General features: G+C 60.4%; 9 protein-coding genes. 3 read left to right on the top strand and 6 right to left on the bottom strand.

All coding sequences use genetic code 11. The annotated features are described in order from the left end of the window. Position 1: 1 nt before the first annotated feature. Positions 2–1,579 carry an ABC transporter ATP-binding protein gene (locus tag QRN50_RS08655; protein WP_003400838.1) on the top strand — a complete coding sequence of 526 codons (1,578 nt, stop codon included), beginning with the start codon at positions 2–4 and terminating at the stop codon, positions 1,577–1,579. A 48-nt stretch (positions 1,580–1,627) separates the two neighbouring features. Here QRN50_RS08655 and QRN50_RS08650 read toward each other — a convergent pair whose 3' ends face one another. Next, positions 1,628–2,797, bottom strand: coding sequence for a PilT/PilU family type 4a pilus ATPase (locus QRN50_RS08650; protein WP_003400837.1), 1,170 nt, complete (start codon positions 2,795–2,797; stop codon positions 1,628–1,630). A 123-nt stretch (positions 2,798–2,920) separates the two neighbouring features. Here QRN50_RS08650 and QRN50_RS08645 point away from each other — a divergent pair, with 123 nt between their 5' ends. Continuing rightward, positions 2,921–3,196: a peptidylprolyl isomerase gene (locus tag QRN50_RS08645; protein ID WP_003400836.1), complete on the top strand. Its 276-nt coding sequence runs from the start codon at positions 2,921–2,923 to the stop codon at positions 3,194–3,196. Positions 3,197–3,270: 74 nt separating this feature from the next. Here QRN50_RS08645 and pgm read toward each other — a convergent pair whose 3' ends face one another. From pgm to QRN50_RS08620, 5 genes are all read right to left on the bottom strand, one after another. Next, entirely contained in the window at positions 3,271–4,917 is a 1,647-nt protein-coding gene (pgm, locus tag QRN50_RS08640) for a phosphoglucomutase (alpha-D-glucose-1,6-bisphosphate-dependent) (protein WP_096126499.1), read from the bottom strand. Between the two features lie 163 nt (positions 4,918–5,080). Further along, complete coding sequence (locus QRN50_RS08635; protein WP_058822111.1) at positions 5,081–7,408, bottom strand: ATP-dependent DNA helicase; 2,328 nt, start codon at positions 7,406–7,408, stop codon at positions 5,081–5,083. 105 nt (positions 7,409–7,513) lie between these two features. Beyond that, positions 7,514–8,920, bottom strand: a complete 1,407-nt coding sequence (locus QRN50_RS08630) for an aminotransferase-like domain-containing protein (RefSeq protein ID WP_096126500.1) — start codon at positions 8,918–8,920, stop codon at positions 7,514–7,516. Positions 8,921–9,011: 91 nt separating this feature from the next. Further along, complete coding sequence (locus QRN50_RS08625; protein WP_024641466.1) at positions 9,012–10,514, bottom strand: hypothetical protein; 1,503 nt, start codon at positions 10,512–10,514, stop codon at positions 9,012–9,014. A gap of 592 nt (positions 10,515–11,106) precedes the next feature. Further along, complete coding sequence (locus QRN50_RS08620; RefSeq protein ID WP_003400830.1) at positions 11,107–12,129, bottom strand: zinc-dependent alcohol dehydrogenase family protein; 1,023 nt, start codon at positions 12,127–12,129, stop codon at positions 11,107–11,109. A gap of 310 nt (positions 12,130–12,439) precedes the next feature. Between QRN50_RS08620 and QRN50_RS08615 the strand changes: the two genes are divergently transcribed. Next, on the top strand, positions 12,440–13,354 hold the full coding sequence (locus QRN50_RS08615) for a LysR family transcriptional regulator (protein WP_003347707.1): 915 nt from the start codon (positions 12,440–12,442) through the stop codon (positions 13,352–13,354). Positions 13,355–13,559 lie beyond the last annotated feature (205 nt).

Below are 13,559 nucleotides of genomic sequence, written 5' to 3'. Positions count from 1 at the left end.
CATGTCGGAAAACCTGATCGAAATCCGCGACCTGAGCGTCGCCTTCAACGGGCAAAAAGTGGTCAGCAACCTGAGCCTGGATGTGCGCCGCGGCGAGTGCCTGGCACTGGTCGGCGAGTCCGGTTCCGGCAAGTCGGTTACCGCGCATTCGATCCTGCAATTGCTGCCCCGCAGCGGCACCCTGACCACGGGCAGCATCACCTACCGGGGTCAACAGCTGGTGGGGGCCGACGACCGCACCCTTCGCGAGCTGCGTGGCAACCGGATTGCGATGATTTTCCAGGAACCAATGACCTCGCTGAACCCGCTGCACAGCGTAGCCAAGCAAATCGGCGAGACATTGTTGCTGCATCGCGGCGTCAGTGGGCGTGAAGCGCAGAAACGCATTGTCGAGCTGCTGGAGCTGGTCGGTATTCAGCAGCCGGAAAAACGCCTGAAAGCCTATCCGCACGAACTCTCCGGAGGCCAGCGTCAGCGGGTGATGATTGCCATGGCACTGGCCTGCGAACCGGAGCTGCTGATTGCCGACGAACCCACCACTGCGCTGGACGTCACGGTACAACGCAAAATCCTCCTGCTGCTCAAGGAGCTGCAGCAGCGCCTGAACATGTCGCTGCTGTTGATCAGCCATGACTTGAATCTGGTGCACAGCGTCGCTCAGCGCGTCTGCGTAATGCGCGCCGGCGAAATCGTCGAGCAGTCCGATTGCAAGTCGCTGTTCAAATCACCTCAGCATCCCTACAGCCGCCTGCTGCTGGACGCCGAACCTGCCGGCGAGCCGCTGCCACGCGACACCCGGGAAACGGTGCTGCAAGTCGACAACCTGAAGGTCTGGTTTTCCCTGACCGGCGGCATCCTGCGGCGGCACAGGGAATACCTCAAGGCGGTGGATGACATCAGCCTGAGCATCGAGCGCGGCAAGACCCTGGGTATCGTCGGTGAGTCGGGTTCCGGCAAGTCGACCCTGGGTCAGGCGATCCTGCGTCTGCTGGAGTCACGCGGCAGTATCCGCTTTCGCGGGCAGGCGCTGGACGGCCTGAGTCAGAAACAGATGCGCCCGTGGCGTAAAGAGATGCAAGTGGTCTTTCAGGACCCTTACGGCAGCCTCAGCCCGCGCATGTCGGTGGCGCAGATCATCAGTGAGGGGCTGGAGGTGCACAGCCAGTACAACCCGGCGAAATGCGATGCAGAGGTCATTCGGGCGCTGGAAGAAGTCGGCATCGACCCGCAGAGTCGGCATCGCTACCCCCATGAATTTTCCGGTGGCCAGCGTCAGCGCATCGCCATTGCCCGGGCGCTGGTGCTGAAACCCGCACTGATTCTGCTCGATGAGCCGACATCGGCGCTGGACCGTACCGTGCAGAAACAGGTCGTGGCGCTGTTGCGCGAACTCCAGGAAAAGCATGGCCTGACGTATCTGTTCATCAGCCATGACCTGGCAGTGGTCAAAGCCCTCGCCCACGACGTGATCGTGGTCAAGGATGGCAAAGTCGTCGAGCGTGGCGCGAGCCATGATGTCTTCGAGGCACCGCAACATCCCTACACGCAGGAATTGCTGGCGGCCGCGCATCCGGAATGATCTGGCCCACAACGAAGCTTCTGCCCGGGGGGGCGTAGCGTCACCGATTTACGCCTGCGGACCCGGCGCGTCATCATCGACCAGCCCCCACTCTGCGGTGCTTGCCGTGCTGCTGCCGGTCGGGGCCGGCGGCGGTGTGGTGAGGCTCCCGGCGCCGCCTTCACTGTGCAGTTTGAGGCGCAGGCGCACGTTGTTCTGCGAGTCGGCGTTCTTGAGGGCTTCTTCTTCGCTGATCGCCCCTTCGACGGCCAGATTGAATAGCGCAGAGTCGAACGTCTGCATACCGAGGCTGCCGGACTTCTCCATGATGCCCTTGAGTTCGGTCAGTTCATTGCGCTGGATCAGGTCGCGAATGGTCGGTGTGCCCATCATCACTTCCACCGCCGCGCGGCGCTTGCCATCCGGGGTTCTGACCAGCCGCTGGGAGACGAATGCCTTGAGGTTGTTGCCCAGGTCATGCAGTAACTGCGCGCGACGCTCTTCCGGGAAGAAATTGATGATCCGGTCCAGCGCCTGATTGGCGTTGTTGGCGTGCAGGGTCGAGATCGCCAGGTGGCCGGTGTCGGCAAACGCCAGCGCGTGCTCCATGGTCTCGCGATCACGAATCTCGCCGATCAGAATCACATCCGGCGCCTGGCGCAGCGTGTTTTTCAGTGCCGCATGGAAGCTGCGGGTATCGACCCCGACTTCGCGCTGGTTGACGATCGATTTCTTGTGGCGATGGATGAACTCGACCGGGTCTTCGATGGTGATGATATGGCCGCTGGCGTTGCGGTTACGGTAGTCGATCAGCGCCGCCAATGAGGTCGACTTGCCCGAACCGGTGGCCCCGACAAACAGCACCAGACCGCGCTTTTCCATGATCACGTCGAGCAGCACGGGCGGCAGGAACAGGTCTTCGAAACGCGGGATGTCCAGCTTGATATTCCGCGCGACGATGGACACTTCGTTGCGCTGCATAAAGATATTGATCCGGAACCGGCCGATGCCCGCCATCGAAACGGCGAGGTTCATCTCCAGTTCGCGTTGAAACTCGAGCTTCTGTTCTTCGTCCATCAGCCCCTGGGCAATGACTGCGACCTCCCCCGGCTTGAAGGTTTCGCTGCCCAGTGGCTTGAGCACACCGTTGAACTTGGCGCACGGTGGCGCTCCGGTGGAGAGGTACAGGTCCGATCCGTCCTGACTGGCCAGAATCTTCAACAGCGCCGGGAAATCCATAATCAATACCGTACAAAATGAAGTAAAGAGACCACGACCGTCAGGACGGCACGTGTGACGCGCGGGCGTCGCTCAGCAAGAGCAGGCATAATGGCAGCCTTTTGCAGCAGGTGATATTGCGACATGAAAGCCCAAGCCCGCCATATTCTGGTGAAGACCGCCGAAGAGGCCGAACAGCTCAAGCTGCGTATTGCCAAGGGTGAGGCGTTTGACGTGCTGGCTAAAAAGCATTCTAGCTGCCCGTCCGGCAAACGTGGCGGCGATCTGGGCGAAGTCAGGCCTGGGCAAATGGTCGGCGCCATCGATCAGGTGATCTTCAAAAAGCCGCTGCGCATCGTGCATGGGCCAATCAAGAGCAAATTCGGCTATCACCTGGTGCAGGTGTTCTATCGCGACTGACGCACAGGTCAAAAGCTGAAAAACCCCGAACCGAGCGCGGTTCGAGGTTTTTCGGGCATCGGCCAGCGCGCTGATCAGTTCGGCGAAATGGCGCCGTCTACCAGCACTTGAGCTTCTGCCACCAGACGCTTGAGGTGATCTTCGCTGACAAAGCTCTCGGCGTAGATCTTGTAGATGTCCTCGGTGCCTGAAGGGCGCGCCGCAAACCAGCCATTTTCGGTCATGACCTTGACGCCACCAAACGCCTGATCGTTGCCCGGTGCATTGCTCAGCACCTGCTGAATAGGCTCGCCCGCCAGTTCAGTGGAAGTCACCTGCTCCGGCGACAGCTTGCTCAGCAGTGCCTTCTGTTGCGGGTTGGCCTTGGCATCGACGCGGGTCGAGAACGGCTCGCCCAGTTCTTCAGTCATGGTCTTGTAGATCTGGCTCGGGTCGCGACCGGTACGCGCGGTCATTTCCGCAGCCAGCAAGGCCGGAATCAGACCGTCCTTGTCAGTGGTCCAGACCGTACCGTCGCGGCGCAGGAACGAGGCGCCGGCGCTTTCTTCACCGCCAAAACCCAGCGAGCCCTCGAACAGCCCCTGAGCGAAGTATTTGAAGCCGACCGGCACTTCGTACAGGCGACGGCCCAAGCGCTTGGCCACCCGATCGATCATGCCGCTGCTGACCACGGTCTTGCCGACCGCTGCATCGGCACGCCACTCGGGACGGTTCTGAAACAGGTAATCGATGGATACGGCGAGGTAGCTGTTGGGCGTCATCAGTCCACCAGACGGGGTCACGATGCCGTGGCGGTCGTGATCCGGATCGCAGGCAAATGCAACCTGATAACGGTCCTTGAGACCGATCAGGCTTTGCATCGCGTGGCTGGAGGACGGGTCCATGCGAATCTGGCCATCCCAGTCGACGGTCATGAAGCGGAACGTAGGGTCGACAAATTTATTGACCACATCCAGATTCAGGCCGTAATGCTCGCCAATAGCCGACCAGTAATTCACTCCGGCGCCGCCCAGCGGGTCGACACCAAGACGCAGGCCCGAGTTGCGGATGGCGTCCATGTCGATCACGTTCTTCAGGTCGGCCACGTAGGTGTTGACGTAATCATGGCGGTGCGTGGTATCGGCACGCAGCGCTTTTTCACGGCTGATGCGTGAAACGCCAGTGACGTTCTCGGCCAGCAGTTCGTTGGCCTTGTTCTCGATCCACTTGGTGACATCACTGTCGGCCGGGCCGCCATTGGGCGGGTTGTACTTGAAGCCACCGCTTTGCGGCGGGTTGTGCGACGGCGTAATGACGATGCCGTCCGCCAGCCCTGAGGTACGGCCGCGGTTGTAGCAGATAATCGCGTGGGAAACCGCAGGCGTCGGGGTGTATTCGTCACCTTGCGAAATCATCACCTGCACGCCATTGGCGGCCAGCACTTCAAGCGCGGTGGCTGCGGCCGGGGTCGACAGCGCGTGGGTATCGGCACCCAGAAACAAGGGGCCGTCGATGCCGTTGGCCTTGCGGTAAAGGCAGATCGCCTGACTGATAGCCAGCACGTGCCATTCGTTGAAACCCAGGTCAAACGACGTGCCACGGTGCCCGGAAGTGCCGAACGCAACACGTTGAGTGGGCACCGATGCATCGGGCTGGCCGGTGTAGTAAGCCGTGACCAGTCTCGGAATATCGACCAGTAACTGCGCAGGTGCCAGCTTGCCGGCGAAAGGACTGAGACTCATACAACCTCCACGAAGAAATGAAATACGGAGAAAAAATAAAGACTTGCTGCAGCTGCCAAGATGATCGATGCCGCAGTTTACTGGCAGTTCGACAGCGCTGCTTGAGTATTGATCCCCGGCATCTGCTTCTGTTTCAGCTCAATCGCCAAAACGGCAACCGAGCTCAGGCCATCGACGTTTCGGGCCGCCACCACGCTGGAAACAACTGCTTCACCTTGTGCTCGGCAAAACGGTCATCGATGAGCATCACCACACCACTGTCACTCTGGCTGCGGATAACCCGCCCCGCAGCCTGCACCACCTTCTGCACGCCGGGGTAAAGGTAGGTGTAGTCGTAACCGGCACCGAACAGCGCCGCCATGCGCTGCTTGAACTGTTCGTTGACCGGATTGAGCTGAGGCAGCCCCAGGGTGGCGATGAACGCGCCGATCAGGCGTGCGCCCGGCAAGTCGATACCTTCACCAAACGCGCCGCCCAGCACGGCAAAACCGATGCCCTGACTGCTCAGGGTGAACCGGTCGAGAAACGCGTGGCGCTCACTCTCGCCCATCCCCCGTGCCTGCAGCCAGAGGCTGATGTGCGGGTGGGTGCGCGCCATCAGCTCGGCGACCTGCTGCAGGTAATCGAAACTGCTGAAGAACGCCAGGTAATTGCCCGGCCGAGCATCGAACTGCTTGGCCATCAGTTCGACAATCGGCGCCAGCGAAGCCTGACGATGAGTGAAGCGAGTGGAAATGCGACTGACGATGCGCACATCGAGCTGATCGTGGTGAAACGGCGATTCCACATCGATCCATGCGGTATTGGCCGGCAATCCCAGCAGGTCCGCGTAATAGTGGCGCGGGTTGAGCGTTGCGGAAAACAGTACCGTGCTGCGCGCAGCGGTCAGGCGCGGGCGGATGAAACGCGCAGGGACGACGTTGCGCAGGCTGAGGCGCGACAGAACGCGCTTGCCGCCCGCCTCGCGCCGGGTGATGTCGAAAATGAAATGCTCATCGAACAGCTCGGCGATGCGCGCAAAGCCGATGGCGTCCAGGTAGAACCCCTGCAACGTGCCATCCACTGCCTGCGGGTGCTCGTTGAAATGATCACCGATGGTCGAGATGCTCTGGTTGAGGCTGCCGATGAATTTTTCCGGTGCTGCCGAATAAGCCTGATAGGTACCGGGCTGTGCCTTGTGCAGCGCATTCCATTGGCGATCCAGGCGCTGCAAGGCTTTTTTCACCGGTTCCGGCGCTGTCTGGATCAAGGCTTTCAGCTGGCTCTGGTCAAGGCTCGCGCTGTACATCTGGCGTGCCCGCTCGACCATGTTGTGGGCTTCATCGACCAGCACCGCAACGCGCCACTGATTGAGCTGAGCGAGGCCGAACAGCAGCGCGCTCAGGTCAAAGTAATAGTTGTAGTCCGCGATGACCACGTCAGCCCAGCGCGCCAGTTCCTGGCTCAAATAATACGGGCAAACCTGATGCTGCAAGGCGACATCGCGCACGCCCGCCTGATTCAGCCACGGCGAGGTCAACGCCGCTGAGCGAGCGGCTGGCAGACGATCATAAAAGCCGCTGGCCAGCGGACAGGAATCACCGTTACAGGCCTTGTCCGGATGCTCGCAGGCCTTGTCACGCGCCACCAGCTCAAGGACCCGCAGCTTCAGCTCCGGCGCGCTGTAATTGATGACTTCCAGCGCATCCAGTGCCAGTCGACGCCCCGGCGTCTTGGCGGTGAGAAAGAAAATCTTGTCGAGCTTCTGGCCGGGCGCGGCCTTGAGCAAGGGAAACAGCGTGCCCACCGTTTTGCCGATACCGGTAGGCGCCTGAGCCATCAGGCAACAGCCGGTACTGACGGCCTTGTACACCGACTCGGCCAGCACCCGCTGCCCGGTACGGAAAGACGCGTGGGGGAATTTCAGGTTGCCCAGCGTCGTGTGCAGCGCCTGCGTATGCGCCAGTTCCTGCTGCGCCCAGCCGAGGAATATCGTGCACTGTCGTTCGAAGAACGCTTGCAGCGTGGCCGCACTGAACGGCTCGCGAATCAGGGTTTCCTGCTCGCTGACAATGTTGAAATACACCAGCGCCAGCGTCACGTTCTCAAGCTGCAGGCGCTGGCAAAGCAGCCAGCCGTAGACCTTCACCTGCGCCCAGTGCAACTGACGGTGGTTGGCGGGCATCGCGTCGAGTTCACCGCGATAGGTTTTCACCTCTTCCAGTTGATTGCGACTGGCGTCATAGCCATCCGCCCTGCCCCTTACCGTCAGCTCGCGATAATCACCACTCAACGACAGCTCGGCCTGGTAATCGGCACCGCGCCGCGCGGCGACCGTGCGGTGCCCGGCAATACCTTCCTGCGCCGTGGGTGACGGCGTGAAGCGCAGGTCGAGGTCGCCCACCTTGGCGGTAAACTCGCACAACGCGCGCACGGCCACGACATAACGTGCAGGCAGGTCGCTTGCGAGGACAGGCTCGGGATCAGGGTTTACGGGGGCGTTCGGGGTCACTGCGCTGGGGAGCCGTTGGTTGTGAATACTGGACAGGCGTCCAGTTAACAACCTTGCACCACGTCTGGCAAACACAAATGGATCGACGGCCTGCCAGGTCAACGCCTATGGCAGACGAGCGTGACTTAATGCCTCTGCCAGCGCGCCCAGCAGCCTGCCAGGTTCACGGGTCCAGTCAGTCGCATAGCTGACCCACAGATGTTGCGAGTAGCGGCTCTGCAAAGTGAACAGCTCGCCAGGACTGACGACGATCGACTGGGCCAGCAACGCAACGAAGACCTGACGCATGTCCACCCGGTAAGCGCTCTCGGCCCACACGCCGCAGCCGCCCTCGGGCAGCTGATAGCGCAGTGTCCCGCCGGTCTGTTCATCCAGTTGCTGCGTTATCGCCTGCATGCGTCTGCTCAGCGTCTCTCGCAACGCCAGCAGATGCCTGTCCAGACGCCCGCTGCTGCATAACCTGGCGATGGCCCTTTGCCGAAGCGGCGGCAGTTCGAATGCTCGCAGGCAGAAATACTGCTGCCAATGCGCATCCAGGCTTTTGCACAGCAGGTAAGCATAGGGCGCTTCAGGCCCGAGGCTCTTCTCGAATCCGCCGATGATCACCAGCCGCTGCGGGTCGATCCAGTCGCGCAAGGGGGCCTGCCCGGCAGCAAATTGCAGCCCGGCGTGACTGTCGTTTTCCAACACCCAGACCTGATGACGATTGAGCACTTCGGCGACAGCCTGGCTGTTGTCTTGCGGACGCACACTGCCTCGCACCGGGTTCAGCAACGCGGGCAACACGGCAAGGCCGATGTCATGGCCGCGCAATACGCCGTCAAGCCGGGCCGCATCAAGGCTGCCGGTCTCATCCAGCGGCAGCTCGATAACCCGGATGTCGAACGATTGCAGCAGGCGCAGCAACGCCCAGGCACAGGGCGATTCCACCAGTACCGTGCCACCGCGCAGCCGCAGCGTGCCAAGCACCGCCTTGAATGCGCCATGAAAGTCAGCGGCAACATAGACATTGTCAGCGTGCCAGCAATGCGCTGCATCGCGGGTGTACCGGGCGGCCAGCGCCGTGCGAAGTTCCGGCTCGCCGAATGGCTGAAAAACCGGGTCCCGCGGGTGCGGGTAATGCCTGCCCAGCTCGCGCTCCATCGCCGGCAGCGGACTGTCCTGGGCGAGCAAAAGCGCCGGCTCATCGCAACCCAGCAACGCCATGCCGGGACGCCGGGCGTTGGCGTACAGGGCCTGCAAAAGATCGCCGTCTGCGTCAGGCACTACGTGACCGTGCGCATTCAAGCTGCGCGGTACCGAGTAATAACCCGATTTGGGCAGCGAATAGACGCGCCCTTCCTTTTCCAGCAATGAATAGGCGCTTTGCACCGTCGATATCGATACGTTCAGGCGCTGCGCCAGCTGTCGCAGTGACGGCATTTTCAGCGCCGGCTCGCCCTGCTGCTGGTCAACCAGACGCACCAGGTAGCGGTAGACCGCCTGATAGGCGAAATCCGTGTTGTTTTTCATGCAGGTACCCGCCGCTCAACCAGAACAGGCTTCAGAACATCGCTGCATGACCAACGCCGTTTACCGACAGCAGTCATGTTTGGCGACCGGATCAGCGTCCCGAGAGCATCTCGGCCACTGCCTGCCCCGTCGCCGGATCAACGGTCATGATCCGGCGCTTGTCGGGGTCGGCAGCGCGGATTCTGGCGATGATTGACTGCGGGTCGTCGAAGTTCACCCGCTGCTTGCCGTAGAGGTTGTGCAACGACTTGAGGCTCAAACCGCTGATATCCACCAGCCACTGCATGACCTGATCCGGCGCCGTCGAACCCGACAGCGCCTTGTGCAGATCCGGCAGCGCTACCAGCATCCCAGGGTGGCAACTGCGCAGAAACGACTCCAGCCCATGGCCATGATCCACGAACGGCGAAAACAGCATGCACACCAGTTGAGTCTCGTTCAGGCCGAAGCCCTCCTGAGCGAAGCTCGATGCCAGCTCGCGGCGCGCCTCGATGCGCGCCCGACCGGCATAAGCGCTCAGCGTCTGGTCGATCAATCGTGGCGGCATCTGCTTTCTGCGCATCAGTGACGTCGCCAGTTCAAGGTATTCGGCGATCCCGTCGGCATAAGTACGCGCTTGCAGGTACTGCGCCGTCAGGCCGCGCATGTGGGCCATCAACAAAGGGTTGGCGCAATCGGATTCACTGAAGCTGAACGACAGATCATCGAAGCGGAAATCGAGGAATTCGGTCAGCAGGTTCCAGTGTTCGTCCGCCTTGCAACTGACCAGATCGGCAATGGTGATGAACGCCGGCGAGCTGCTTTTTTCAGGCAGCGCCATGGCTCGGCTTGCGGGCGTGCTGTCATCGCCCTCACCGTACAGCTCGTGGTAGTAGGCCTGGCCAATCGTATCGATGACATTGAGCACGCTGGCCAGCGTCTGCTTGCCCCAACTGCCCGAGTATTGCCCGGTACGCTGGGCCAGACGCATGATCCAGGTCGCGTACTGACGCTGCTCTCTGAGCGAATCGCCACTGACCACCGCATCAACCCCACTGCCCCAGCTCAGGGCGCGCCCCAGAAACTCCGCCAGCCCGAGGTAACAGGTATTGCAAAACGTGGTGCGGGCGTCGCCAGCAGACAGGTGCCCACCCAGCAGCATGTCCAGACGATTCTGCTCACGCCCCGCGCTGGAAAAAGGCAGGTCCGGCTCGAAGGCCTGGGTGTACTGATTGTCGATCACCAACATCTCGACACGCGGGTCGTCGTAGAGAAACAACGCAGAATAGGTGCGGTTGATGTTATCCATCACCGCAGGAGTCATGCCCGCGTGACGCCGATTGGCAACCCGCAGGCTGAATGTACCGGGCGAGCGGCAGGCAATACTCAACTGGGCAGCGCGCAAAAAGGCCAGTGTGTAGGCACTGTCCTTGCCACCACCGAACGCCACCAGCACCTTGAAGCCGGAAATTCGCTCAATGCCGCCAGCCGCCACAATCAGGCGCTGGATCAACAACTGCAGCGCAGTGCGCTCTGCTCGCGAGAAGTATCCCAACAAGCGTTGCAACACTTGCTGGTAGACATAATTCATTGCCTGTTCGTGGATAGAACTCATTGTGTGTCACCTGCCTGTCGCTCAAGACATGACACGGTGCAGACAGCACATTGAACATCAAGCTGACAACCCAATTTATAGTCGAGCATGACTCATTCCCTGAGTGGTAATTACCGACGCATTATCAGTATCTTTAAAACAATTACAATAGACAGTTTGCATTGAAAAACAGTGCAGTTCAGGGCGAACTTTCAACTGATTAAACACGCTGTTTAAAGGTGTCACCGAACGCCGGCGACAAGCGATTCCCTTTGAACTTAACAGCCTGCAACCCCAGCAGCCAGGCCGCTCAGGCGTCACCACAGGCTGCCGGGCACCCGCCGCTGTTAATATTTCATTCTGACGCGTAGGACATGATATTTATAATATCGCTTTCACTGACAGAACTCATACACTCAAATAAACAATCACGTCGACCCTGTTGCGGGTTTTTATTGTCACTGTTCATTCACAGTTCTGCACGTCTCGGCAAACTGACAGGTGCATCATTCGACGTCGTTTAATGCCTGGCGGCTCTTTTGCAATATGGAATGCAAAAAGCCTTCCGTTCGGAAGGCTTTTCAATAACCCGCGCTGACAAGGAGGTGATGAATCAGACCGCCTCGACTTCCAGCACCGCACGCCCGCCAATCGGGCAGACATCCATGTAACGGTGCGCCTGCACTACCTGGTCGAACGGAAAGCTGCGCGTCTGCAATGGCATAAGCACCTTGTCGCGAGTCATCTGGTTGATGTCCTGCAAGGCACGCTGCAGCGCTTCTTGATCCTGGGTAATGCCCAGCTCGGGCTTGCCGGTGAAATTGCCCAGGCAATGCACGTAGAACTGGATGTTCTTCTGAAATGCGGCACAGGCCGGGAACGGTGTCTGATTACCGCCTTGCAGGCCATACAGCACCAGACTGCCACGCGGCGCAAGCACATCGCCCATGATCGACATCTGCGGACCGCCAAGACCATCGAAGACGGCATCGACACCACGGTTGTCGGTGTACTTGTTGATCGCCATCAACAAGTCCTGTTCTTCGGTGACCACCACCTTGTCGGCCCCCAGTGACAGCAGGTACTCGCGGGCGTCTTCGGTCTTGGTCGCGGCGATGACCCGAGCCCCCAGCGCCTTGCCCAACTGCACGAATGCAGGGCCGGAGCAGTGGCTGGCGTCGGTGACCAGTACGGTCTGCCCGGACTTGATACGCGCCAGATCAACGTATGCAAAGTAAGCCACCAGATACGGCGTGTAATGCACGCTGGCCTGGACCGGCGTCAGCGCATCCGGATAGCGGGTCAGCGCCCGACGCGGCATGACGATGGATTCGCCATAGACCGGGTGCTGATTGGCGTCGGCAGCAGGAAAACTGGCGACCTTGTCGCCCACTTGCAGATCATCCACACCGTCACCCAGCGCGGTAACCACGCCAGCCATCTCATAACCCAGGCCGGCAGGCAGCCGGGCATGGGTAGCCGCGAGATTTTGCCGCCAAAGAACGTCGTACCAGCTGACACCGATGGCCTGAACACGCACCTGTACCTCGCCGGTGACAGGCGACGCGACAGGATGCTCTTCGACTTTGAGCACCTCGGCCGGGCCAAACTGGTGGAAACGGATCGTGCGGGACATTTAGAACCTCGCCTGGTGAACCTTGATGCCACAAACTTTATCCGGGCATTGCCGGCAACACCATCGGTGGCTATTAATAGTCGACATGCCTGTCATCGATTGTGTCCTGTGCGCTGCACGGCGCAGCCAGACAGCGTCCGGGCGTCGATGCGCGTAATGGCCGCCATTGTTCGCATGTCGACGAAACATTGCAAGCCGTGTGGACATTCAGTAACCCCCACAGTAATTTTCGCTGCGCCCGACCCGCATTTGCTCGTACTATCGCACCCTGCTCACGTCCTCAACCGACAAATGGCCCGAGATATTCCGCATGAATCGCAACGACCTGCGTCGCGTCGACCTCAATTTGCTCATCGTTTTCGAGACTCTGATGCATGAGCGCAGTGTCACGCGTGCGGCGGAAAAGCTGTTTCTCGGTCAGCCGGCAATCAGCGCTGCGCTGTCGCGGCTACGCGGCCTGTTCGATGATCCACTGTTCGTGCGCACCGGGCGCAGCATGGAGCCCACCGCCCGAGCGACGGAAATCTTCGCCCTGCTCTCCCCCGCACTCGACTCCATCTCGACAGCGGTCAGCCGCGCCTCGGAGTTCGACCCGGCGACCAGCACCTCGGTGTTCCGCATCGGCCTGTCCGATGACGTCGAGTTCGCACTGTTGCCCACCCTGCTCAAGCGTCTGCGCTCCGAAGCGCCGGGCATTGTGCTGGTGGTCAGACGGGTCAATTACATCCTCATGCCACCCCTGCTCGCCTCCGGAGAGATTTCGGTCGGCGTCAGCTACACCCAGGACCTGCCCGCCAACGCCAAGCGCAAGGTCCTGCGCAGGAGCAAGCCGCAATTGCTGCGTGCCGACTCGATACCCGGCCCGTTGAGCCTCGACGACTTCTGCGCCCGCCCCCACGCACTGGTCTCCTTCGCCGGCGACCTGAGCGGCTTCATCGACGAACATCTGGAAAAACTCGACCGCAAACGCCACGTCGTCCTTGCCGTGCCCCAGTTCAACGGCCTGGCCACACTGCTCACCGGCACCGACATCATCGCCACCGTGCCCGACTATGCGGCGCAGGTCCTGACCGCCGCAGGAGGCGTTCGCTCCGAAGACTTGCCGATTGAAACCCGAACGTTCGAACTGCACATGGCCTGGCGCGGCGCGCAGGATAATGACCCTGGGGAGCGTTGGTTGAGGTCGCGGATTCAGATGTTTTTTGGGGATCCGGATAGTCTTTAGGGGGCGTTGGGCAGGCTGTTTAGCTGGTTATTTCTGGCTTTTCATAGGTCATGGAGATGCAGTACTGCGCACGACACCTGGTATCAAAAATACGACAGCTGCACGGCAGCTATTTCCGGACGGGCGTTGTAAATACGGTATGCGATTTTGGTGTCCTGGCTCCAACCACAGATCAACTCAAATAGCATCGACAGTAGCGCTATTA

Origin of the sequence: Pseudomonas sp. MEJ108, from assembly GCF_030208985.1 — a bacterium.
GTDB lineage: Bacteria > Pseudomonadota > Gammaproteobacteria > Pseudomonadales > Pseudomonadaceae > Aquipseudomonas > Aquipseudomonas fragariae.
The sequence above is the reverse complement of the archived record's forward strand: the minus strand, read 5'-3'. Positions and strand labels throughout refer to the sequence as shown.